General features: G+C 45.1%; 22 protein-coding genes. 10 read left to right on the forward strand and 12 right to left on the reverse strand.

Annotation, left to right across the window (positions count from 1 at the left end):
* Positions 1 to 116 precede the first annotated feature (116 nt).
* The gene (locus OB236_RS04890; RefSeq protein ID WP_262683015.1) at positions 117 to 842 is read left to right on the forward strand and encodes an alpha/beta hydrolase; all 726 of its coding nucleotides are present in this window, start codon (positions 117 to 119) and stop codon (positions 840 to 842) included.
* 357 nt (positions 843 to 1,199) lie between these two features.
* Here the strand turns inward: OB236_RS04890 and OB236_RS04895 are convergent, their stop codons facing one another.
* Both OB236_RS04895 and OB236_RS04900 read right to left on the reverse strand, forming a co-directional pair.
* The gene (locus tag OB236_RS04895) at positions 1,200 to 2,045 is read right to left on the reverse strand and encodes a lipoate--protein ligase family protein (RefSeq protein WP_262683016.1); all 846 of its coding nucleotides are present in this window, start codon (positions 2,043 to 2,045) and stop codon (positions 1,200 to 1,202) included.
* An 88-nt stretch (positions 2,046 to 2,133) separates the two neighbouring features.
* Positions 2,134 to 2,562 (reverse strand): MarR family winged helix-turn-helix transcriptional regulator, encoded by a 429-nt coding sequence (locus OB236_RS04900; RefSeq protein ID WP_076231744.1) that lies wholly within the window; start codon positions 2,560 to 2,562, stop codon positions 2,134 to 2,136.
* Between the two features lie 243 nt (positions 2,563 to 2,805).
* Between OB236_RS04900 and OB236_RS04905 the strand changes: the two genes are divergently transcribed.
* From OB236_RS04905 to OB236_RS04935, 7 genes are all read left to right on the forward strand, one after another.
* Positions 2,806 to 3,231, forward strand: coding sequence for a MarR family winged helix-turn-helix transcriptional regulator (locus OB236_RS04905; protein WP_076231742.1), 426 nt, complete (start codon positions 2,806 to 2,808; stop codon positions 3,229 to 3,231).
* A gap of 24 nt (positions 3,232 to 3,255) precedes the next feature.
* Positions 3,256 to 3,909 carry an HlyD family secretion protein gene (locus OB236_RS04910; RefSeq protein WP_240414280.1) on the forward strand — a complete coding sequence of 218 codons (654 nt, stop codon included), beginning with the start codon at positions 3,256 to 3,258 and terminating at the stop codon, positions 3,907 to 3,909.
* Between the two features lie 38 nt (positions 3,910 to 3,947).
* Entirely contained in the window at positions 3,948 to 5,555 is a 1,608-nt protein-coding gene (locus OB236_RS04915; RefSeq protein ID WP_262683017.1) for a DHA2 family efflux MFS transporter permease subunit, read from the forward strand.
* Between the two features lie 44 nt (positions 5,556 to 5,599).
* Positions 5,600 to 6,829, forward strand: coding sequence for an efflux RND transporter periplasmic adaptor subunit (locus OB236_RS04920; protein ID WP_262683018.1), 1,230 nt, complete (start codon positions 5,600 to 5,602; stop codon positions 6,827 to 6,829).
* A 27-nt stretch (positions 6,830 to 6,856) separates the two neighbouring features.
* Positions 6,857 to 8,605 carry a hypothetical protein gene (locus OB236_RS04925; protein WP_262683019.1) on the forward strand — a complete coding sequence of 583 codons (1,749 nt, stop codon included), beginning with the start codon at positions 6,857 to 6,859 and terminating at the stop codon, positions 8,603 to 8,605.
* A 277-nt stretch (positions 8,606 to 8,882) separates the two neighbouring features.
* The gene (locus OB236_RS04930; RefSeq protein WP_262683020.1) at positions 8,883 to 9,752 is read left to right on the forward strand and encodes a diguanylate cyclase domain-containing protein; all 870 of its coding nucleotides are present in this window, start codon (positions 8,883 to 8,885) and stop codon (positions 9,750 to 9,752) included.
* Between the two features lie 64 nt (positions 9,753 to 9,816).
* Positions 9,817 to 12,000: a cellulose biosynthesis cyclic di-GMP-binding regulatory protein BcsB gene (locus tag OB236_RS04935; protein ID WP_262683021.1), complete on the forward strand. Its 2,184-nt coding sequence runs from the start codon at positions 9,817 to 9,819 to the stop codon at positions 11,998 to 12,000.
* A gap of 131 nt (positions 12,001 to 12,131) precedes the next feature.
* Here the strand turns inward: OB236_RS04935 and OB236_RS04940 are convergent, their stop codons facing one another.
* The 8 genes from OB236_RS04940 to OB236_RS04975 all read right to left on the reverse strand — a co-directional run bounded on the left by OB236_RS04940 (position 12,132) and on the right by OB236_RS04975 (position 18,232).
* Complete coding sequence (locus tag OB236_RS04940) at positions 12,132 to 12,530, reverse strand: VOC family protein (RefSeq protein WP_262683022.1); 399 nt, start codon at positions 12,528 to 12,530, stop codon at positions 12,132 to 12,134.
* 48 nt (positions 12,531 to 12,578) lie between these two features.
* Entirely contained in the window at positions 12,579 to 13,205 is a 627-nt protein-coding gene (locus OB236_RS04945; protein WP_262683023.1) for a fumarylacetoacetate hydrolase family protein, read from the reverse strand.
* A gap of 17 nt (positions 13,206 to 13,222) precedes the next feature.
* The gene (locus OB236_RS04950; protein WP_262683024.1) at positions 13,223 to 14,008 is read right to left on the reverse strand and encodes an SDR family oxidoreductase; all 786 of its coding nucleotides are present in this window, start codon (positions 14,006 to 14,008) and stop codon (positions 13,223 to 13,225) included.
* A gap of 64 nt (positions 14,009 to 14,072) precedes the next feature.
* A complete protein-coding gene (locus tag OB236_RS04955) occupies positions 14,073 to 14,828 on the reverse strand; it encodes an SDR family NAD(P)-dependent oxidoreductase (protein WP_262683025.1) in 756 nt (251 codons plus the stop codon).
* A gap of 66 nt (positions 14,829 to 14,894) precedes the next feature.
* Positions 14,895 to 15,869 carry an NAD-dependent epimerase/dehydratase family protein gene (locus tag OB236_RS04960; RefSeq protein ID WP_262683026.1) on the reverse strand — a complete coding sequence of 325 codons (975 nt, stop codon included), beginning with the start codon at positions 15,867 to 15,869 and terminating at the stop codon, positions 14,895 to 14,897.
* A 48-nt stretch (positions 15,870 to 15,917) separates the two neighbouring features.
* Positions 15,918 to 16,667, reverse strand: coding sequence for an amino acid ABC transporter ATP-binding protein (locus OB236_RS04965; RefSeq protein WP_076231922.1), 750 nt, complete (start codon positions 16,665 to 16,667; stop codon positions 15,918 to 15,920).
* 37 nt (positions 16,668 to 16,704) lie between these two features.
* Entirely contained in the window at positions 16,705 to 17,361 is a 657-nt protein-coding gene (locus tag OB236_RS04970) for an amino acid ABC transporter permease (protein WP_076231719.1), read from the reverse strand.
* Between the two features lie 46 nt (positions 17,362 to 17,407).
* The gene (locus OB236_RS04975) at positions 17,408 to 18,232 is read right to left on the reverse strand and encodes a substrate-binding periplasmic protein (protein ID WP_262683027.1); all 825 of its coding nucleotides are present in this window, start codon (positions 18,230 to 18,232) and stop codon (positions 17,408 to 17,410) included.
* A gap of 587 nt (positions 18,233 to 18,819) precedes the next feature.
* Here OB236_RS04975 and OB236_RS04980 point away from each other — a divergent pair.
* Both OB236_RS04980 and allB read left to right on the forward strand, forming a co-directional pair.
* Positions 18,820 to 19,551 (forward strand): IclR family transcriptional regulator, encoded by a 732-nt coding sequence (locus OB236_RS04980; protein ID WP_262683028.1) that lies wholly within the window; start codon positions 18,820 to 18,822, stop codon positions 19,549 to 19,551.
* Between the two features lie 187 nt (positions 19,552 to 19,738).
* The gene (allB, locus tag OB236_RS04985; protein ID WP_262683029.1) at positions 19,739 to 21,139 is read left to right on the forward strand and encodes an allantoinase AllB; all 1,401 of its coding nucleotides are present in this window, start codon (positions 19,739 to 19,741) and stop codon (positions 21,137 to 21,139) included.
* 190 nt (positions 21,140 to 21,329) lie between these two features.
* Here allB and OB236_RS04990 read toward each other — a convergent pair whose 3' ends face one another.
* Both OB236_RS04990 and OB236_RS04995 read right to left on the reverse strand, forming a co-directional pair.
* A complete protein-coding gene (locus OB236_RS04990) occupies positions 21,330 to 21,872 on the reverse strand; it encodes a GDYXXLXY domain-containing protein (RefSeq protein ID WP_262683030.1) in 543 nt (180 codons plus the stop codon).
* On the reverse strand, positions 21,865 to 23,094 hold the full coding sequence (locus tag OB236_RS04995; protein WP_262683031.1) for a DUF2157 domain-containing protein: 1,230 nt from the start codon (positions 23,092 to 23,094) through the stop codon (positions 21,865 to 21,867). Before OB236_RS04995 ends, OB236_RS04990 begins: the two co-directional genes overlap by 8 nt.
* Between the last annotated feature and the right edge of the window lie 161 nt (positions 23,095 to 23,255).

Consider the following 23,255-nt stretch of genomic DNA (forward strand, 5'->3'; position numbering starts at 1 on the left):
CTTACTTGAAAAATATGATTTTTATTAGTCCCACCCTATATAACAGTTTTAAAAAATATATAGTACAGATTAATAAAATCCACAAAACTATACTAATACAACAGGAGGAACCCCCTATGGACGAAGCCATTTATTATAAACGAACGATTGTAAAAGAACAGGTACCCTCTACCTCATTGGGTCAAGAAAGGCCAGTTCGAATCCTCTTACCGCCTGGTTATCAGGAGCTAAACACATATCCTGTCATATATTGTCAGGATGGTGAGCAATTTTTTAATTTTGGACGCATCGCTACACTCATGAACCATCTGATTTATGATGAGGGAGTTCAGCCTGCGATCATTGTTGGCGTCGATGTTGACGTCTCGACGAGAACCTCGGAGTATGCTCCAGGGGAAGCGCGTTTTGAAGCCTACACGCATTTTTTCTCACAGGAGCTTCTGCCCTTCGTTGAAAGTCGTTTCCCCGTGGGCAGCATTGCCAAGGATCGTATCATCGCAGGAGACTCATTGGGAGGAACCGTATCTTTGCATCTAGCCTTAAATTATCGTAGCCTATTTTGCAATGTCCTATCCTTATCCGGTGCATTTTTACAGCAAACACAAGATCAAGTTGCCAAGGAAACCGATTTGTCCTGGCTGAATCTGTACATGCTGATTGGAACGGACGAGCTGGAAATCGCTACACAGGGAGGCACTTACGATTTTCTTGAGGCAAACCGACAAACCAAACAGCTCCTCGAAGCGAGAAGCTGCAACCTTACTTATATAGAAAAGCCTGGCAAGCATGTATGGGGCTTTTGGCAAAAGGAGCTTCCAGAGGCGTTGAAGTTGTTCCTATAAGGGGGTGCACCCTCCCTTGAAGGGAGGGCCCCAGAGGGCTTGGCCCTCTGGACTCCCCTTGATCGTGTGCAGACTGTTGTGTTCTCGGGACGCTTTCGTCCCATACGGGACACGCTTGGGGCTCGATTGGGTGAGTTCGACGTATGCAGACTGTTGTGTTCTCGGGACGCTTTCGTCCCATACGGGACACGCTTGGGGCTAGATTGGGTGAGTTCGACGTATGTAGAATGTTTGTGTTCTCGAGTCGCTTTCTCCCCATTCGGGACACGCTTGGCTTCGAGATCAGAAAGATCAGACCAAGATTAACGGGGTGGATCGTCCCATACGGGACATTGCCTCCGTTTTTTGTTTATTAACTTATTTTAATCCATAACGAGTTCGTAAGGTTTCGACCATTGTGGTTATTTCGGTTTCATTAGGTAGATCCAGGGATGCTTGGTTATCGGTCTTAGGTTTGTGCGCTCTAATCGACTCTTTTATAGAATCAATGAAGGACTGCTCATCTTTTAACCCGATCAACTCCTCCAGACTGGCCATGCTGTTTTCCGTTACTTTTGGAAAACAGAGCCCTCCTGTATCACACGTACCTTCGACTGCCGTCTCACCTGTGGCTATATTGTAAAATTGCTTGGCCAATTCGGCCTTATCGTTGCCAATACCACGTACAACAACGAATGCTTGGACTGCGATAGCATGCGCCTGACGCCGCTGGGCAATTCCGCAAAATTTGCGTCCCCTTATGCTGAGATCGTAATCGCCAGGACAGTACGAGCCGATGATTTCGCCTTTTGATACATCGGATGTTACTTTATGCAGGGATTCACTGATTAATCGGAACATCGTTTCAAAATCATGACGAAAATCAATATTTCCCTGACGCTTGGGCATAATCAGTGTTATGTTGATGACACCCAGATCAAGTGGTACCGCGGCGCCACCGGAATTTCTGACAATTACCGAATAGCCCTGCTCTTCAAGCCACTCCATCGCCTGTAAGGCATAAGGTAAACGGCTGTCTCGCAAACCCATCACAAAAGCTCGTGGATGCCTCCATAGATGAACAATGGGTGTTCCACCAGCTCCCACTCTTCTGGTCAACAGCTCGTCCAATGCAAAAGGGACAAGCACATCACTTTGCTCCGTCTGCTCGGTCCGGTCCCAGATCAACATATCCCCCGGTAATGACCATTCCTCTAATTCCATGTTGTTGTAAGCCTCCTTAGGTCTGTAAAACCGTTCATCGCAACCAGATTCCATTGTAATGCGCAATCCAATTATACACAGTGGGATGCTATCCTTTGTCCTTATATACTACTTCTTTGAATATCCGAATCAAATGCTGAATGTCCTCATCCGCCAAATCACCAAAAAAGTTTTCAACATTTGCTCTACGCTGCAATCTGATCGTTCCCAGCATCTGTCTTCCCGCTTCTGTGATGCTTAAGTAAACGACTCTACGATCTTCATCGGTCCTCTCCCTTTCGACGAGACCTGCAGCTATCAGCTTGTCCGATAAGGTAGTGATGGCTCCGGGTGTATAGCACAGCATATCAGCAATCTGAGATGCCTTAAGAGGCCCCTCAATTTCAAGTCTCTCTAACAAAAAGCCCTGAACAGGCGTCATCCCATTTTCATTAAACTTGGACCATGAAACCGATATTTTACGAAACAGCTGTCTCGCTGCCTCTTCCAGCTCCAAGAGGTTGCGGTGATCAGTCATTAGCTTTATGCCCCTTTATCTTAATAATTGTCGTTGTAAAGTTCATTTTACCATGCATGGAGAACTTGCCCAAGCTTTTGTTCAGCACAGGTCTATATGCCTAAATATTTGTGTTGACGATAGATTGGTAATTGTGATATTTTTTGTTGTATAGTTTTAACTTAAAACTAATTAGCATAAAATATCTTTCGTGTAAATCTAATCTTAATCAGTTGTATTCACTGGAAAAGGAGGTAAAACCTTATGGATGATTTGGAGCATCAGCTGGATCGAATGGAAGAGTTAATATTAATGGGTATGCACCGAACGAATAAATGGGGATCCCTCACCTTTTCGAAGCAGCAGTATTTGCTTCTCATCACTTTGGATAATAAGAAACGGGCCACTGTGAGTAATCTCGCCGACGAGCTCAACCTGTCTCCGAGCGCGACAACCTTGGCCATTAATCGATTGGTTCGTGACGGACATGTCGCACGTACCCGTGATGAAACTGATCGTAGAGTCGTTTGGGTAGAGCTAACGCCTGAAGCCAGAGTGCTGGTCTACGAACAAAAGGAACGGCGCAGACAAGTACTCCGCAGCATGATCAGCAGTCTTGAACCTGAGGAATGTGAGCAGTTTATTACTATCGCCCGCAAAATGCTGACTAATATCCAAGATCCAATATAAATAGAGAGGAGCTATAACCATATTATGAAGAAAAAAATTATTATTTTAACCGTTTTAGCTATTATTCTTTTGGGAGGCGGAGCTGGCGGCACTTACTATTTTGCGATGGCCAGCAAGTATATCAATACGGAGGATGCCAAAATTGCAGGTGATTTACGCGCAATCGGCACACCCGGAGCTGGCAAGCTGATTGAGTGGAACTACAAGGAAGGCGATTCCTTCAAAAAAGGTGACATCCTCGGGATGGTTGAAACAACACCGGCTCGTGGCAATACACCTGCTATTTTACAAGAGATCATTGCTGTAGAGGAAGGCACGATTATTCAATTTAACGGCGTTAAAGATCAGATGGTATCCCCCACCAGTGCAATTGCGATGAGTGCGAATCTGGATAAGTTGTATGTCACAGCCAACCTGCAGGAGACAGAAATCGCCGATGCCAAGATTGGCAATAAAGTCACGATTAAAGTGGACGCGTATCCGGATGCCGTTATCACAGGTCATGTGGAGCGCCTTGGTCTTGGAACCAATTCTTCCTTTTCACTATTATCATCATCTAACGCAAGCGGTAACTTTACAAAGGTCATTCAACGGATTCCCGTTAAAATTTCGATTGACAGCTACCAAGGTAAACGATTAGTACCTGGACTAAATGCAACCGTCAAAATTGAGAAATAAATCGCTTAACCAGCAACACAGTGAAAGGAGGAAACCGAGTGTCAACAAAGGATCCATCCATGGAAGCACCGGCAATACATACAGCTCCCGAGAAGCCCGCTGAAGGCAAGAGCAAAGGATCCGGACTCGCTATGCTAGCCGTCATTATCGCCGTTTTTATGGCTATTCTCGATATGAGTATCGTTAATGTCGCAATTCCCAAAATGATGTCTGTCTTCGGGGTCAATCAATCCGAGATCGAATGGGTTGTAACCGCTTATGCGTTAGTGAGCGGAGCTTTGGTTCCGGTAACCGGTTATTTGGGCGACCGCTTTGGTTATAAGCGCATCTTCCTGCTGGCCATGATTATATTCACAATCGGCTCTGGTTTATGCGGAATTGCCTGGAGCAACAGCTCAATGATCATCTTCCGCATTATCCAAGCGGCTGGCGGTGGTGCACTGATGCCCATTTCCATGGCGATGATATTTCGGATGTTTCCTGCAGAAAAACGCGGAATGGCGATGGGCTTATTCGGAATTGCCGTTATGTTCGCGCCTGCCACAGGTCCTACACTAAGCGGCTACATCGTCGAATATTTGGACTGGAGACTTATTTTCACCATTAATGTGCCCATCGGTATTCTCGATTTTTTCCTGGCAATGGCGGTCTTGAAGGAATTTAAATCTCCTGTTGCCAGTAAATTCGATCTTTGGGGCTTTCTTACCTCCAGTATCGGATTAGCATCCCTGCTGTATGGAGTCGGCAAGGTAACCGAGAAAGGCTGGTCGGACCACGAGGTCATCGCTTTTATAGCGATAGGTTTGGTTTGTCTTCTTATCTTTGTCGCTATTGAACTAACGATCGACTATCCATTACTGGATTTAAGCTTGTTAAAAAACGGCACGTACACACTTTCACTTGTCATTTCCAGTATTTCGACACTGATCATGATGGGTGTATTGTTCCTGTTGCCCGTATTTTTACAAACCCTCTCCGGCTTATCCGCCGTACAGACAGGTCTGATTCTGCTGCCGCAGGCCGTGATGTCGGGGATTATGATGCCGATAGCTGGTGCTCTCTTCGATAAATTCGGCGCTCGTCTGTTGGCAATCATCGGACTTCTTCTTACAGGAGTGGCTCTCTATTTAACCTCGGCCTTGGATATTACAACTGCATTTTCCACTCTCATTTTCTGGCTCGTGTTTCGGGCAATGGGAATGGGCTTGATGATGATGCCGATTCAAACCGTTGGCATGAACACCATTCCGATGAACAAGATGGGTCAGGGAACTGCGTTGTCCAACACCGTCAGACAGATCAGCTCATCCTTCGGTATAGCCTGGCTTGGACTGCTCTATTCGGATCGTCGTACTTTTCATATCGCGGATCTTTCCGATCAATTGAATATGTTCTCAACCAACGTCGCAACTCAATTCTCCCAGCTGCAGAATCAGTATATGAGCATGGGGCAATCGGCTACACAGGCAAGCTCAAGTGCACTGGCCTACTTGAACGGTCAAGTACAGCTGCAGGCCACAGTCATGGGATTGGATGATGTATTTATTATTACGGCTGTACTATCTTTTATAGCTGCCGTACTTTCCTTATTTTTGAGAAATACCAAAGTAAGCGGCGCACCCAAACAGCACGTGATGGGCGAATAATTAGCTATTATTACCGATTTTATTGTAAAGGGGCATCTATTCAAATGAACAATAATCCCGTCCAGTGGAAACGATGGATTCAAACCGGACTTATCCTCGCTATAAGCGGAGCAGTTGCAGTCGGCTGCTCAACAACGAGTGCCAGCAGCAGTCAAGCCAAATCAGTCAAAACCACACCTGCCGCCAAACAAAAGATGGAAGATAAAACCGAGCTTGATGCGGATGTAGTCTCTTCTACCCAGGTCAACATGCTGAGCAAAGTAAGTGGCGATGTAAAAGAAATTCTCAAAAAACGCGGTGACACCGTGAATCAAGGCGACGTTGTGCTCGTACTCGATTCTGTGGATGCTGCCAGAAACAAGGAAAAAACCGATCTTACGCTGCAAAATCTGCAGGCGCAAATTAACAAAACCCGCGAAGACATTTCTACGAATCGCGGAGTTCTTACCAATACCGTGCAGAAGCTCGAAATCCTGATCGCCGATCAGGAAAAAAGCTATAACAATACACGTAATGACTACGATGCGGGGCTTGCTACCAAAGCTCAGCTGGAGAAGATCGAAACCCAGATCAAGACCAATCGACTTGACCTGGATACAGCGCAAAAGCAGTTGGCTAATCTGGATGCAACCGATCCACTCGCTACACTACGTATTCAGCAGCAATCAACAGAGCTGTCACTTCGAGATATTGACAAAACCTTATCTGATTTTGAAGTGAAAGCACCGATCAGCGGCGTGCTGACCGATCTGTTTCCTGAACAGGGTATCACCGTGCAGGCCGGTTATGTAGCCGGTGTTATCCAGCAATTGAACCCGATTAAAGTTCATGCCGACATTACCGAAAGCTCTATGAAATATATTCAAGGCAAAACAACCATTCCTTTTGTTACACAAGGCAGTAACGCTTCAATGACAGGTACGATTACTTATCTGGCTGATGTCATGAGCCCGCAAAGCAAAACCTACGTGCTGGAGCTAAGCGTACCCAACCCTGATCAAAAGCTGAAATCAGGAATGAGAGTAAAGCTGCAACTGGGCGGAGGCTCTACTCAAGATGTCGTGACAATCCCGACCGCAAGCATCGTCAAGGAAGGTAATGACAACTATGTGTTTGTCGCAGCTAACGATCAGGCAGAGAAACGTAAGGTTACTTTGGGTCGGGTTGCCGATACGAATCGTGAAGTTACGGACGGCATCAAGGAAGGCGAACAAGTCATCGTGTCCGGTACCCAGGATTTGAAGGACAAAGACAAAATTGAACTGCGAAAATAAGTTTGAATTGTAAATGGAGGCTATTGAATGAAAAAAGTCAGAAAGCAAGCTCTGTCCGTAGTTTTGATATCATCACTTCTTCTATCATTCCCTTACTGCGCCGCATTGGCTGATGAGACGCAAGCCGCAGCTGTGGACACACGTTATCCCTCCACGCTGACCGGACCACTTCAGGTCAAGATCAATGGTTTGCTGAGTGAGCATACCTTAACTGGCACGCGTATCGGCACTATTGTCAAAATGTATAATGTTTCCAACGATACGGTACGAGTCCCCGATTACGAAATTCGGATCGTGACAGACAATGGAGCACGATATGTGCTGCGCGGCAGCTCAGACAATGCCATTTCGGTCCCTCCGATGTCCAATATCACACTCAGTTACATGGCTCAGGTCGAATTACCCGATAATCTGAAGCCGACAAGTATTGTTTGGGTCGATGTGAACAAAGACGTCTATCCGAAGGTCGAAACGACTATGCTGGATCTGCCCATCTCCAATCTGGTTTGGTACGGTGATCAATCCATCGTTTCAGACCCTGCGCTTATCAAAAAATGGGGAGAAGCATTCACGATTCCTTCACTGGATTCAGCTTTGACCTATACGCCAATTAACATGACTACAGATTTCAAGGATCAGACCCCCGTTCAGGTAATCAAGCTGCTTGTACAAAATCCGGGCAAACAAACCGAGGTTATTCCCGGTTTTATTATCGAGGGCAAATCCAGCACTCAGAACTACAAAGGTTCAAGAGCCGATCAAACCGTCAGCTCCATAGATCCTGGTGAAAAGAAATACATTTATTGGACGGTTCCAACGGATTTGGATACACAGCTGATCAGCTTCACGTTATCTACACCCGAATCGTTTAAAATTCCAAACCGGACAGACGCTTCAGCTAACCTTACCTATTATATAGGTCGTCTAAGCTTTGGTGCGCCTACAGCCGAACAGCTGGTATCAGACAGCACCAAAGCATCTGCCTATTTACTGAATTCACAAATCCCAATCGATCCGATCAACAACGTGGTCAACCCTAACATCAATATATCCGCTGCCGATTTTCAAATCTATGAAAATAAAGGAATGGGCTACAGCACCGGGATCATCAAAATGAGATTCTCCAACAAAGGCGATAAGCCGCTGCCAGTTCCCCAATTTGCCGCTGAACTGATGGGTAATGGTTTTATCTACGCCGGGAATCGAATCAATGCATCAACCAGTCTGGTCGTACCTGGAACGGATTATCTCGTCAACTATTCGTTTGTGCTTCCAGTTGGCGGTACAGTGGATCAATATAATCTGCGTTTAATTGATAATAAAACGGCAGCACCTTACAAAATCAATTTTGCACAATCGATCCTGACAGTCAACAAACCAGTGAAGGATAATGTAAAGCTGAATATGTATCCTTACGAGGTTACGATTCACGATTGGGCGTTAACGAATATTGCCCTATCCAACCCATCAACCTTAAGCTACAAATACAGCTACAAGCTGCGTATCAATATGGATTTAAAGACACTTGAGCCCGTGATGGTCGATAGCAATTACAACAAGCTTTTAATTGAATTAGAAACCAAGGATGGCAGACGGATTGCATCCAATACGCAAAGCTTGAACGGCGAAGGCCGTTTGACCTCTGGCGAACAGCTCATTTATTTCACAGATTCGACATCCGATCAGTTGGAAAATCCGATCGTCCTGAAAATTTATGAGGTCATCGAAACTCCAAATGGTCCAGTGAGAAGTTTGGTTGCTACACTGAACAATTAAATTCGTATATCCATATTCCACATCAGAGGCTACCCTGGGCAGAAGTTTGCGCCAGTCAGTAGCCTTTTTGTTGCTTGTGAATCCAACTTAATAAACTTTACTAAAAATTAGTTTGCAGTCCCCCCCTACTTTCGTTTATCTTAGTAAAATAATTTGTTGAAATTTCGTTTTTTTTTAGAAAAAAAGGTGAATTCATAAGCTCTGGGGAATATAGTTATGTCGAACCTAGAACTGCTTTGTGAATACGCAAGAATGATTTGGAGGGAGAATGTAAGAAATGAAATCGCCGGACAGAATGTATGCTAATATTTTACTTCAAGTGCTATCAATTGGGTTTCTAACTCTTTATCTTATAATGACAAACCAGGTTTATCCAACGAATACGCTGTGGTTTATAGTTGCTATATTGTTAGGAGTCGTCGGTTATTTTCGTAGAACCGATCACACGTTGATGCTTACTTTTTTTGTTATTGCCGTATACGGGAGCTCCGTTGTTTATCAATTGTATGTGAGGAATCATATAGCCACAGTCGGCTGGAACGAATTGATCTGGTTGCTTTGCTTTCCGTTCTTTTCGCTCATTGGGGGAATTAACAAACGGGGCGGTCAATCCAAAAACAAGGGCAGAAGCCCGCTTGCTAACAATAGAAAAAACAGTGAGTCCTATATCGATGAACCTTTTGTCATTGAGGAATCCTTGGACTTTGTTAATCACGATCTGTTTCTGAAGCGGTTTGAGGAAGCTATATTTTTGGGTGTACGCAACAAACGCAAGCTGTCCCTTATGATAGTAGAAATCAATCAGTTTCACGAATTTTTTAAAGAGTATGGTTACGAGCAAACTCAGCTTTTTCTGAATAAGGTCGCCGAACTTATTAATGATATTATGCCTGAGGTTGAGATTAAGGCATACCTGGAGGAAGGCCAATTCGCGATGCTCCTGTCAGGAACAGAGAGAGCCAATTCCAGCATAGCCGAGCTATGGCTCGATGATCATTTTAACTCCATGCTGCTCACCCGTCCTCGCGGCAAAGGCACTGTTACTGCCAAGCTTAGACATAGCAAAGTAGATTGCCCTCCACATGGCATGACCTGCTATGAAATTTTGGAGAAGGCTCAACAGGAATTAAAATTTAGTGATGTTTAACCTAATACAGCTCACCGATCGAACGTATCCGTCAAAGAAATCCCTAAGGAAGTGACTCATTTCGATGAAACCTTTATTGCGTTCCAGTGTGTTTATATTATTTCTTTTGGTTCTTTTCTCCACCGTCAACCTGCCTTCCATCTGGGCATTAGAGCCCGGAACTGTACCTAACTCGACCAGCGCTACTCCAAAAAACAGTGAAAATTTCCCGGTTTTCTCGGAGGATCGTACGCTTAAAGGCGAAAATGCCCGCGAAGACGTATATTTTGAGATTGGGAAAGGTCGAAAGGTGCTTCCCGGTTCATTCGTGGATATCGAATTTGGACATGCTACCACGCTGCTATCCAAAACCTCAACCTTGACCCTATTAATCGACGATACGCCAGTAGGTAGTGTGCTATTGGACAATTCCAATAAAGAGAAGGCTCACTTACGTTTGGATATCGCCAATTACCTTACAAATCCAGGTTATCGCAAGCTGTCCCTTATCACACATATGGTCATTTCCGATAATGCATGTCCAGACCCGAATAATCCTGCCAATTGGTTGACTGTAAGTAAAAATAGCAGCATTCACTTGAATGTCGGTAAAAATTACGCGAATGCTGATCTGACCTGGTATCCAAGTCCTTTCTTCGAAAAAGGCAGCCAACAGCCGATTCAATCCATCCTAGTCGTCCCCGACGAAATCGAGCAGGTGGAGTTCACTGCAGCCGCTCGTATGGTGCAGTTTTTTTCAGCCCAAGCATCGGCCAGCCGAATCAATATTCCGATCTATGCGGAATCGGATCTAACCGATACGATATTACGTGAGAACAACACGATTTGGATCGGACAGACAGGTCATTGGAAGGAACGCGGCCAAGCCATAGAAGATGCCTATCGCAAGCAAGCCGACCCGGCCCTTCAAGGACAAGGCTTTATCGGGGTAGGCCAATCTCCGTGGAATTCGGAATTAAACGGTTTGGTCATAACAGGCAAGGAAGAAGAACTCAATAATGCAGTATCCATATTAACGAATGAATCGCTATATGCTCAGCTGCTTGGTCAAACAACCTCCATTCCTGCTTCTTTGAAAAAAACGGAGGCTTTAAATCCGTTCAAGCAAGGTAGTCCCTATACGGTGACTTTGGAGAAAATCGGCTATTCCAATCTCTCCATAGGTGGCATGCAGCAAGCCGGTACCACAATTAATTACAATCTTCCTGCCTATGCGGATATAGAGAATGGTGCACGGCTTACATTAGCATTCAAGCATTCCAAGTCCATCGATCTCGGAAATTCCGTCATAGCGGTTAAGCTGAATGGTATACCTGTTGACAGTCATAGGCTCAGCGAGGCAACCAGCGATTCAGGATTACTGGAAATTGATTTCACCCAAGATTCTATCGGAGCTTCCCGGAGACTTGAGATTGAAGTTACCTTCCAATTTGCAAACCTGACGCAGAATAAGCAGCAGGAAGCTTGCGTAGACCCGAATTTGATTGGAAACTGGGCCGTTATTGATAATTCTTCTTCTTTAACGTACACGCCTGTTGAAAGAAAAAGCTTTAATCTGCAATCGATACCTTACTCATTTGTAGTGAACAACCGTTGGAACCAGACCACCTTCCTCTTTCCTGACAAAATCGGCACGAAAGAGCTGAACATAGCTATGACTGCTGTTGGAATTATCGGCAGAAGCGCACAGGACAACACTGATTTAACTATGGCGAAAGTATCCGCGGCAGGGCTCAAGGATCTGCTTCGGGATCGTAACGTTCTGTATGTTGGCACAGGCAAAGAACTCCCTGATTTCATGAATGGATTCGCTGACAGCTCCGTACAATTTAAAGGTGATCAAGTGACTTCGCTTGCCAAAAATGTAGAATTATTAAGTAATTTACAGAGCCGTTCAGCGGTTATCCAATTGTCTCGCTCTCCACTGAATGAGAACAAAACCTTGCTGCTTATGGCTGCAACTTCTCCGGATCGGATCAGCTCGATAAGTGATGTATTAACAAGTCCTGTTGAAAGTGGCAAAATATCCGGTAAATTTGTCGTTATCGACAGTCTGAATAAAGTTCATGAATTTGTTGAAGAACCGGTTCCCCCCAAGGCAAACGCCAAACCAAAATCCAATCAGGTGCGTGACTTTCTAACGGGTCGCGATCAATTCGAATTAAATGGTGTAGTATTCATCATTGCTTTTATAGGCATGCTTGCTGTGATTGCCGGTGTCATTTGGTTAACACTCAAGCGCAAGTAAAAACACTTAAATAGAAATTACAAATACAGCTCAAAAAGGACCTGGCGGTTAGCTTACCGTCAGGTCCTTTTCATATCTTGGAGCAATCCTTGATCTTTACTTGGTTAAGCAAGTCAAACCGTATGGAGCCTCTAAACCTGCTCCCTCTTCACCGGTTGTACGAATTGAAGCAGCTCTTGGTCCGGTCCAGTAAAGAAAATAGTTTGAGCCCCATCAATAGCCGTATTAGGCTTGTTGGAGTTGAACTCAATCCCCTTAATCCGGTAATAATCCATAGCTTCCTCTATATTATCGACAGTAAATGCCAGATGGTTGACGATGCCCTTATCCGAGTACTCTCCCTCCGGTTGGAGATCGCGAATGAGCTCAATCTCAAAACCGGTCTGATTCTCATGATACAGGAAGGCCATCTCTCTCCTTGGGTTCTGTCCTCTGATTCGCAGCTTGTATCCGAGCATCCCGCCATAAAATTCGATAGACCTGTCCATATCTGTGACAATAATTGCGATATGCTCCGCTTTTTTAATCAAGTTAATGTCTCCCGATTTCATATAGTAGTTCATATCAAATCTTAAATATCAAGTCAGCTGGACGGTACATTCCCCAACAATTTGGCCATCCCAGTGCAAGCTCATGTGGTCGCCGTCGTTAACCGGACCCACACCTTCAGGCGTTCCTGTATATATAATATCGCCCTCCCCTAAACCAAAATGAAGCGCGCAGAAATCTACGATGGTTTGTAAATCAAACAGCATCTGTTTAATGTTGCCAAGCTGAGCTTCTACACCATTTTTGACAAGGGCAAAATCCTTAGCCTTGCATGCTTCAAATCCTGGAAAAGCAATAAACTTGCTCACGAGTGCGGAATTCGGGAAACCTTTGGCCAATAACCAAGGGTAGCTTTTTTTCTTCATTTCGTTCTGAACGTCACGCAAAGTAAAATCAATGCCTATAGCTAACCCATCCACCAGTTCATCAACCGTAATTCCTTTTTCATAGGGGCGCCCAATACGAATAACAAGCTCAGTCTCAAAATGAACGGAACCGCGGTCAGCCGGCAATTCAATATGGCTGCCGTCCGCTTCTACCAGCGCATGTGTTGGCTTGGAGAAAAGAAAGGGAGAGGTCGGTACCTCATTATTTAATTCCTTGGCATGCAAAACATAGTTTCTGCCAACACAATAAATGTTGCGAATGCTGCTCACGTCAAGCACCTCATTTCTTAGATAGATTTAATCATTCCGCCGTCAATAAGTATGGAGCTTCCTGTGATGTAAGAGCTCGCATCCGATACCAGAAAAGTGACTACCTTCGCAAATTCCTCCACAGTCCCATAACGACCAAGCGGAATGGATTGTTTGGACATTTCCTCTACCTGTTCACGCGTCTTACCGGTCTTTTGGGCTTTGACATCATCCAGAAAGGCAACTCTGTCAGTAGCAATCCGACCAGGGGCAACCGTATTAACAAGAATATTGTATGGAGCCAGCTCCTCAGCTAATGTTTTAGTCAGCCCTACGATTCCGGCGCGGAACGTATTCGATAGTAGTAATCCAGGAATAGGCACTTTAATGGAGGAAGAAGCCATATTGATAATGCGTCCACCTTGTTTTTTTAGATCAGGCAGCACTTCACGTATTACCCGGATGTAGCTTAATAGATTGAGCTCAAAAGCAGCCTGCCATTGCTCATCCGAGAACTGTTCAAACGTTCCTGCCGGGGGACCACCTGCGTTATTAACGAGAATATCAATGGTTCCAAACGTATCGCGGGTCACTTGTACAAGTCGTTGTATATCATCAGGGTTCGTAATGTCAACCGGATGGTACGCCACTTTACCTGTACCGAGCTGTTCAAGCTCAGCTTGGGCCGCTTGAAGCTTGTCCTGATCCCGGCCCGTCAGCATCACGTTAGCGCCTTCCTTTACCAATTCGGCAGCAATCCCCTTACCCAGACCTTGACTGGAGGCGATGATCAATGCTACTTTTCCTTGCAGATTTAAATCCATATGATCCACTCCTTCATAAATTATCGGTATGAATAATGCTATAACGCTATTCCCGACCCCTTTGCTACCAGGCCGTGTAACCGCCGTCTGCAGCCAGAGTCGCGCCTGTAATAAAAGAAGCCTCATCTGAAGCAAGAAACAAAGCTGCATTCGCTATTTCTATCGGCGTACCGAAACGAGCCAAAGGGATTTTATCGAGCGCTAACGCTCGGGCTCTTTCCGGATCGGCCTGCCTCTGAAACGAGGCATGGAGAAATGGCGTGTCAATCGGCCCCGGACAAAGACTGTTGACCCGTATTCCATCCGGCGCATGATCCAAAGCCATCGATCTCGCCATATTCACCACGGCACCTTTAGCAGCCGAGTAGGCGATAGAATCTTTGGCGCCGACAAGTCCGAGCTGGCTGGCAATGAATACAATCGCTCCACCACCTTGGGAAAGCAACGGTACGGCGGCCTTGCTTAAGTAAAATGCGGAGTTCAGATTGACGTTAACAACATCCCGCCAATCCTCCTCCTTCATCGTGGTTACCGTACCCTTGCGCGAAATCGCTGCCGCATGAATAACGGCATGCAAACCTCCGAAGGACTCTTGTGCCGTATTCACCATTCGGTTACATGCATCCTGATCGCCAACATCACCGATGACGACAGCTGCTTTTCCGCCTTGGGTCCTAATTTGTTCAACGGTCTGAGCCGCATTCTCTGATATATCCGATGCGACTACGGATGCTCCCTCCGCTGCAAACAATGACGCTATCGCTCGTCCAATTCCCGAACCGGATCCTGTGACAAGAACAATCTTTCCTTTAACTCTCATGCTGCTCCATCACTCCATTTCCTGCATCAGTAAGCCATCGGCAAGCTGTGCAGCCAGACAGCTCCACTAAAATTTATGCGTCTCAAGCCATTTCATGTAATCGGCCAATCCAGAATTAAGATTATAAACAGGCACGAACCGTGTATCGGTTGTGAGCCGTGTAATATCCAATCGACCAGCGCGGCTGCCATCCTTGGCAAATAAGACAGCGTCGGATCGCTCTTCCGTAACCCGTATTTCCGTACCGGGTATCGTCCCCGCTACAGCTTCCGCTAATTCCATCAACGAATAGCCGCTTCCACCCGAAATATTGTAAACATCATGCTTCATATTCGGGGTGAGCAGCAGCTCAACAATACCTTCAGCAATGTCCTTGACATAGGTGAAATCTAGTATATAGTCAGGTGAGCCTACAAGAAGCGGCTTCCGATCTTTGGCCCTGTGAACAGCTTTCCACACTTGAGACATGGAAGTCCGCGAGCCCGTATTTCGTTCCAACGGACCGTAGCAGGCTGCAACCCTCACAGACGCAGCCTCCATTCCAGAAGTTTCGGACAAATAACGCGTTATCCATTCACCCGCTACCTTCGTCAATGGATACAATCCTGTTTGCTGCAGCCGCTCCATCTCTCCCAGAACGCAGTGCGGATCTGTTATGGGTTCATATATGGACGCTGAGCTCAGATAAATAAATCTTTTGACGCCATGTCTGGCAGCCGTGTTTACAACGAGCGAGCTCCCCACGACGCCAATGTGCAGGATACGCTCCGGTTCCTCCCTTTCACGCTCAGCGGTAGGGGTAATCGTTGCAGCGTGGACTACAGCCTTCGCAGGATTGCGGGAAAATAGCGCAGTCAACGATTCTTTATCCGTTATATCCACCTGCTCAAACTGAATACGCCGACCATAAGGCCCCCAAAGCGACTTAACGGGCTGGGCAGGCTCATGCAGATCTACGGCCAGCACTTCTTCACCACGATGAGCCAGACGTTCTACGATATGACTGCCCACAAATCCGCCGCCGCCAGTAACAATGATCATAATAATCCCCCCTGCTTCATATAGGGTACTGGAATCAACCATCCATTCTTACAGGACAGAAGACAGGAATTTCCGTGTTCTTTCGTGCTCCGTATTTCGGAACACCTGCTGGGGCGTACCTTGCTCGGCAATAACGCCGCCGTCCATGAATAGCACCCGACTGGATACATTCTCGGCAAACTTCATCTCATGAGTCACAACAAGCATCGTCATGCCCGCCTGGGCCAGATTGGTCATTACCTCCAACACTTCCCCTACCAGCTGGGGATCAAGCGCTGAGGTCACCTCATCAAAGAGCATCACTTCCGGCTCCATAGCCAGTGCTCTGGCAATAGCTACACGCTGCTGCTGGCCTCCGGAAAGACTCGCAGGATATTTATCTGCCTTATCGACCATTTTCACCAATTCGAGGAGATATTTGGCCTTCTTGATCGCTTCTTCTTTGGCTACATTCTTTAATAACATTGGACCTTCAATTATATTTTCCAGAACACTTTTGTGCGGCCATAGATTAAATTGTTGAAAAACCATGCCTACCCGAGTCCGCAGCCTCGTTATTTGCGGGTGATACGTTCTTGCTTTCGCCTTGGAAGGCAGGCTTTCCACCTTCTCGTCGCCAAGCCAGATCGAACCCGCTGTTGGCTCCTCCAAGAAATTAATACACCGAAGCATGGTGCTCTTCCCCGTGCCACTTGGACCGATAACAGCGATAACTTCTCCTTTATTAACCGACAAATCAACACCTTTTAATACCTCATGATTACCATACGATTTCCGCAACCCTTGAATTTGTAGAATCGGTTTCATATCAACAGCTCCTCTGCTTCAAAATCCCTTAGCGGTTATAATAGGACAGCTTTTTCTCGGCCCACATCTGAAACCACATGAGTAAACTGGTCATCGTTAAGTAAAGCACGCCGGCTGTACCCAGTATCTCAACAGGACGGTAGGTTGCGCTGTAAATTTGTTGGCTGTTCAGCATTAAATCCGTTACCGTGATAGAGGAAACTAATGCCGAGTTTTTGATTAGCAAAATGGAATTGTTAATGTATGGCGGAATGATAATCCTGACCGCTTGTGGAAGAATGATACGTCTCATCGTTTGTCCATAGCTCATCCCGATGGCCATAGCCGATTCGATTTGACCACGTGGGATAGCCTGTATGCCGGATCGAATAATTTCTCCCTTATACGCTGCAGAATTCATCGACATGGCCAAGATCGCCGCTGCGAACGCCGGAAGACGAATGCCCCAGCTCGGGAAGGCGTAATAGACGAAAAACAATACAAGCAGCAAGGGTGTTCCCCGCATGATCCACATATAGACCATAGAGATGGAACGCATAGTCCGGTTACTGGAAATGCGCATGAGCGCCAGAAATGTTCCCGCAATGGTAGCAATAACCATAGTCAGCAAGGAAACCTCCAGAGTAATCAGAGCGCCCTCCAAAAGAGCTGGAAAATAAGTGATAATAACGTCCCACTTGATCATGGTAATCAACTCCTTCAACTGATTTTGAGCGCTAGCTAATATGGCATTATTGAGAGAACGTGGAGCCTAACCATTTTTGGGCAATTTCTTCATATTTCCCTTGCTTTTTGGCGGCAAGAATCGCTTCATTAATAGCATTTTTCAGATCAGTCTCGCCTTGCTTCATGGCTACAGCCAGTTTACGACCTTCCATCCCTTTAGGAGATACCATGTAATCCTTGCCTTCTGTTTTTATCCAATGTCCAGCCAGCATTTTACCGGTAACCATGACCTCAATGCGACCGTTTTGCAAATCATGGAAGGCTTCAGCTTGTCCCGGATAGGTCTTCAATTCTTTATATCCACCGATTTTACGTGCTGGAGCATCACCGTTGGAGGAACCCGTTACAACACCTGTAATACGTCCTTTAATATCTTCCGGACTGTTGATTCCCGTTGTTTTCTTGTTATATACGGCAACAACCTCGTCATACGCAATATGCTCGGAGAAATCCAGGGTTTTTAGTCTTTCTTCCGTTACGCCGATACCAGACAAACCAATGTCGAAGTTACCTGTCATCAAGCCTGGAATGATTCCACTAAAATCCATCCGTTTCCATTCAATTTTGACACCCAGATGGTCCGCAATAATTTTTGCCCAATCCGCATCAATACCTACCAACTCGTTCTTTTCATTTGGAAAAATAGTCGGTGCATTGTTACCACTTGTTGCAATGACGATCGTACCTCGTTTCTTGATATCAGCCAAAAGACCTTTGACATTACCCACATCCGTTTTTCCGTTAGCTGCAGGAGCAGAACTGGAACAAGCACTGATTAGCAGTACCAGGGAAAGAATAAGAACGAGTACCAGGGAAGTTTGTTTTTTCATATTGATTAGCCTCCTAAAATAGTTTGTTATCGCTAAGCATGAACAATTGCATGACCTGAACCGAAAATGAAACCGTGCTTCGACCCCGTTTTACAGTTATCCCAACCTCCATTTGGTCCGACAAAACGTTTTGAGCATATACAAACGCCTCTGAAGATTTTGTCGAATTTTGTTTTTTCATGTAGCAAAATGTAACGTGGGTCTAACTTTACAACAGCTAAAAATAGTTGTCAATAACTTTATGTCATGTTAACTAACATTAAAATTGCGAGTAAACGAATTTAAATTTAAAATAATAGACCATGTAATAAAATGTAACATTTGTAAAGCGTTATCATTTTTAAGCGGTTTGGGACATTCGATCTTTATCTTTTTCCCCTTTTGTGATCTAATAAATAAAATAGTGTGGAACCGAGCGTTTGTCCCTCCCTGAGAAAGTATTTTAGAAATCATTGATCTAATTATCAATTATTGATAATATAATATTGATAGTTGATAATTAAAGTCGATTAACAACATTATATTTCGTCTACTCTCAATTTTCAACATAAGAATTTAATTTAGAAAATATCGGAAGGATGAAAAAAGTGAGTACACGCAAAACATTAGAAATTTTGGATTTGTATACGCTGGAAACGAGAGAGCTTAGTGTTCCTCAGATTTCTGAAATCATGAATATTCCTCAAAGCTCCGTGTACCGTTACATCCGCATTCTGAAAGAGAAGAAATATCTAATGGAGACGAACAGAGGAACTTACCGTTTGGGGCTTCGTTTTCTGGAAATGAATAACATGATTAACTTAAACAACGAACTCTCGCTCGCAGCTACGCCCGTTATGACACAATTGATGAACGAAACTCAGGAAACGACGGTATTGGTTATTTTATCCGGCTTTCAAACGATTTGTATTGAAAATATCTCGTCCTCCTTTCACATGGTTAAGGTCTCTTCTGAACCCGGCAAATTTATCCCCCTGTATGCGGGTGCTTCGTCCAAAGCCATTCTGGCCTATATGGGCAATGACGCCGTTAACAAATTGTTCAAGCATGGTATTGTTCAAAAGCATACAGAAAACACAATCACCGACAAGAATGCGCTGCTGGACAATTTGAAAGATATACGAACTCTTGGTTATGCCGAATCTGACAATGAGCTAGACGAAGGTGTGTATACGTATGCGGTACCGATCTTCTCAACTCATACAATCATCGGTTCGCTCAGTGTCGCCGGTCCAAGGGACCGAATGATTCAGAAGGATAAGGAGCAATTGATCGCAAGCTTAAAAAAGGCAGCCAAGCAAATCGAGCAAAATATTTAGCAGCACGCAGAGTACGGAGCCGTATCTTCTATCCAGAGGATGCGGCTTTTTTGTGTGCAGATCAATTTCGTTATTGAAATTATTTAAAGAATCAATTATGATTATTATCAATTAATAATAATTAATTATCACTATTTGATAATAAACAAAAATTCCAATTCAGGTACTATCATTTGGAGGCATAAACATGAAGCTTGATCTATGGATAAAAAACGGGCTTGTATACCGAACAGAAGAAGACTTCCAGTTAGCCAATATCGGAATTAAGGATGGCAAAATTCATATAATTTCTGAGCTCCATACCCAGTTTGAGGCGGAACGTGTCATTGATGCTGAGGGTTTATATGTATTGCCCGGTATGATTGACGCACATGTTCACTTCAGGGAACCTGCCAAAGATCCGGCTTCTACGGAAACTTTCTTTACCGGAACTCGTGCCGCGGCAGCAGGCGGAATTACCAGTATCATCGAAATGCCGAACTCTTTTCCATGTACGTATAACACAGAGCTATTGATCAATCGTAAGGAAATATTGAAAACGGAGGCTTTAATCGATTACGGTTTGTACGGTGCTGCCGGCAGTGACCATCTGGATGATATCATACCGCTCGCAGATGAGGGAATATCCGCATACAAAACGTTTATGCACAAAGCTCCAGCAGGTAGAGAGCAGGAATTCGAGGGTTTTACGATGACTCGTGACCGCGATTTGTATGAGGGCTTTAAGCAAATTTCGCAAACCGGGCTGCCACTCGCCTTACATGCCGAACATGAAGAGCTGTTAAGCTATTTCTCGGAATTTGCAGAACGCACGTTTGTTGAAGGGGATTATAACAAGCATTTGTTAGCCAGGAATACGCTAGTGGAAACCAGCGCTATTAACCGGGTTGTATTTTTCGCTGAACAGCTGCAGGTTCCGGTCATCTGCTGTCACGTGTCAAGTCCTGAAGCGTTAAAAATCATTAAGCGTGCCAAGCAGGACGGCATTCGTATTTATGCCGAAATGTGCCCGCATTATTTAATCTTTGATGACAGCTATTTGGAGAAGATCGGCCCTTATGGCAAGTGTAATCCTCCTCTTCGCAGTCCCCAACAGATTGAAGCGTTGTGGACCTATATCGAGGACGGAACCATCGATTATATTTCGAGTGATCATTCCCCTTTTCCTAAAGCTCTCAAGGAGCTTGGGCATGCGAATATTTTGAAATCCCCTGCCGGCTTCCCCGGTACAGAGCTATTGCTGCCGCTTATGCTTGATCAAGTGAGTAAAGGAAAGCTTTCCTTGCATAAGCTGGTTGAGCTCATGTCTGTGAATCCGGCCAAAACGTTCGGGATGTTCCCGAATAAAGGCACTCTTGGGATTGGCACCGATGCTGACATAACAATAGTTGACATGCGTGCACAACGAACCGTAAATATTCATGAGCTTTATACCGTTGCCAGAGAAACGGCGTTGCTCTATGAAGGCTTGGAGCTTCAAGGGCTCCCGACCCATACGATCGTGCGCGGCAAAGTAGTCGCAGAGCAAGGTAAAGTTGACGATAAGGCAAAAGGATGGGGACAGTTCATACCGCGAACGCAGCCTTAATGCAGATTTCGCAGCAGGTGGCAAAGGTTCAGCTGTAAGGATGGACGTAGACACACGATTACTACAATAGAAAAGGCACCCGTCGGGTGCCCTTTTGCCTTATAATCATTAACCCTTTACATCACACAACCCTTTAACCATCGAAGTAAGCTTGGTTCACTGCTAATCTTCCAGTATCTCCAACTCACCTTTACGAAGGTGTCACTTCTTCAAGGCCATTAATTCTCGCCTGTCCCCAAGGAGCGATCTTCACTCTTACGATCATATTGCGGGCTTCTCTTTCCAGCTCTTTGCCTGTACCCTCCGGCACATAGTACCGCTCCAGTCCATATTCTATACGAAGCAGGTCATCCCAGCTGTAATCGACGGTTCCTTTTAATACAGCCTCACCTGCTTGGGTGCTAGGTTTGCTGCGATAAATTCCCGTCGCTTCATACAGTCCATTGGCAGAAGGCTTCAGCAGCACATAAACAGCTTCACCTTGGCTCGGCTTATTAGCAGACTCCCTCCATAATTGAGGGTTCAGCGTACTAATCTCGTAGCCGAGCGTTACATAATCGCCGTATAAAAAGTCGCGTGGATCAACAGGTACGGTTTTAATTTTAATTTCGGTGCCGAACCAGCCAACAGCGTAGTAGGAGGTTGCAATTCCACCGAGGAACAACACCTGAAGCACGACTATAATCAGAAGTAACGTTAAACGGCGCTTTTTTTCCATCGGTTGATCACTCATTGTGGTTCCCCCCTTCATTGGCATCCCGGAGAACAACTTTTTTCCTGCGGTTTAAAAACCAGCTTAACGTTAGCAACAGTAAGCCACCAATAATAAAAAACAATGATTTATCCATAAAATCCCATGTTAATTTAAAATAAGCAACCATCGTGGTACATATAAACAACACCGTAGCAAAATTAATTTTGAAACGCCATTGCTCCATATACCCTCTCCATAATACGTAAAAGGAAAAGGTGAACAAGGCCAGCAAATACATCACGGCAATACCTGAATGTAAATAGATAAACGGTACTGCCAATATCCATTCAAATGCACTCGAGATCCGGTTATGCTTCCATTTACCATACAAGGATACAGCGAATAACAATAACAAGGCCCCCATGAAATAAGGAATCTGTGCCAGCAATTCCAGACGGTCGCCCCGCGTAAAATCATCAAAGGCTAGCACCATCACGATGGCAAACAGAAATGCTGACGCCAGCGGTACGGACTGCAGCGCAAATCCTGAGCTCCGATCCTTAATCCAATCCCCCAGAGTGTACAATAGCATCATAGGAACAAATATCCAGAGGAACTTCCATTCCTGTTCGATGACAAGCATCAAGGCTTGCAGCATGAAGCTTACCGCAAAGCACCAGATCACACCAACATGCTGACGTCTCCAGCTATAATAGCCTAATCCAACAACCATGATAGCGAAGCAGACATAACTAAATTGATGATGCTCAACAACCCCATACCACTGGGCAACTGTGAAAATCAGCAAACTCATCAAGTACAAAAGCTTGCTTCGATACAAATACGTGAGCAGCGTGCCCACCGAACCCCAGATGATGAACGAAGTAATATCGTAGGAGACCAAATGAAACATTTGTGCAATGAGGACAATACCCCCACCGAAGCAGGTGAGTCCCAAAGCCGTCATGGCAAGCCCAAGCCTGTCGTGGTCATTTTTGCGGAACAGCTCTCCACCTGCATAGAAAACAACCATCAGTACGATAATCAGGATCAGTCTAACCAGCTGTGGGATCTCCTGCCAATTCGCAGCAATAAAGCTTAATATCCCCAAGCCGACGAGTATGCTGCCGAGCAGCGGCAGCACCCCTATTGCATGCTTATTATCATGGTACAGATCCAATATTTGTTCATATTGCTCCCGGGTTATAATACGTTTATCGACCCATTCGGGACCCTCATGCTCCAGCCATTTTCTGCTCATTGTGCACCACCTCAAAGTTTTCGTAGAAAACTTACATCGTAAGCATTCACTACCGTTTTCGTAGAAAACTTACTTCGTAAGCATCTATTGTCTCTACCTATTGATAAGTATACCCGACCCCTCCAGGAAAAGAAGTACTATCTTTCTATAGTACCCTAATT

Source organism: Paenibacillus baimaensis, from assembly GCF_025567575.1.

Excerpts from the sequence above, each read along its gene's own strand:
- OB236_RS04970 (WP_076231719.1), bottom strand. The coding sequence starts at position 17,361 with ATGATCAAGTGGGACGTTATTATCACTTATTTTCCAGCTCTTTTGGAG.
- OB236_RS04990 (WP_262683030.1), bottom strand. The coding sequence starts at position 21,872 with ATGAGTGATCAACCGATGGAAAAAAAGCGCCGTTTAACGTTACTTCTG.
- OB236_RS04890 (WP_262683015.1), top strand. The coding sequence starts at position 117 with ATGGACGAAGCCATTTATTATAAACGAACGATTGTAAAAGAACAGGTA.
- OB236_RS04905 (WP_076231742.1), top strand. The coding sequence starts at position 2,806 with ATGGATGATTTGGAGCATCAGCTGGATCGAATGGAAGAGTTAATATTA.
- OB236_RS04995 (WP_262683031.1), bottom strand. The coding sequence starts at position 23,094 with ATGAGCAGAAAATGGCTGGAGCATGAGGGTCCCGAATGGGTCGATAAA.
- OB236_RS04975 (WP_262683027.1), bottom strand. The coding sequence starts at position 18,232 with ATGAAAAAACAAACTTCCCTGGTACTCGTTCTTATTCTTTCCCTGGTA.
- OB236_RS04960 (WP_262683026.1), bottom strand. The coding sequence starts at position 15,869 with ATGATCATTGTTACTGGCGGCGGCGGATTTGTGGGCAGTCATATCGTA.
- OB236_RS04935 (WP_262683021.1), top strand. The coding sequence starts at position 9,817 with ATGAAACCTTTATTGCGTTCCAGTGTGTTTATATTATTTCTTTTGGTT.
- OB236_RS04920 (WP_262683018.1), top strand. The coding sequence starts at position 5,600 with ATGAACAATAATCCCGTCCAGTGGAAACGATGGATTCAAACCGGACTT.
- OB236_RS04925 (WP_262683019.1), top strand. The coding sequence starts at position 6,857 with ATGAAAAAAGTCAGAAAGCAAGCTCTGTCCGTAGTTTTGATATCATCA.
- allB (WP_262683029.1), top strand. The coding sequence starts at position 19,739 with ATGAAGCTTGATCTATGGATAAAAAACGGGCTTGTATACCGAACAGAA.
- OB236_RS04955 (WP_262683025.1), bottom strand. The coding sequence starts at position 14,828 with ATGAGAGTTAAAGGAAAGATTGTTCTTGTCACAGGATCCGGTTCGGGA.
- OB236_RS04895 (WP_262683016.1), bottom strand. The coding sequence starts at position 2,045 with ATGGAATTAGAGGAATGGTCATTACCGGGGGATATGTTGATCTGGGAC.
- OB236_RS04910 (WP_240414280.1), top strand. The coding sequence starts at position 3,256 with ATGAAGAAAAAAATTATTATTTTAACCGTTTTAGCTATTATTCTTTTG.
- OB236_RS04930 (WP_262683020.1), top strand. The coding sequence starts at position 8,883 with ATGAAATCGCCGGACAGAATGTATGCTAATATTTTACTTCAAGTGCTA.
- OB236_RS04900 (WP_076231744.1), bottom strand. The coding sequence starts at position 2,562 with ATGACTGATCACCGCAACCTCTTGGAGCTGGAAGAGGCAGCGAGACAG.
- OB236_RS04950 (WP_262683024.1), bottom strand. The coding sequence starts at position 14,008 with ATGGATTTAAATCTGCAAGGAAAAGTAGCATTGATCATCGCCTCCAGT.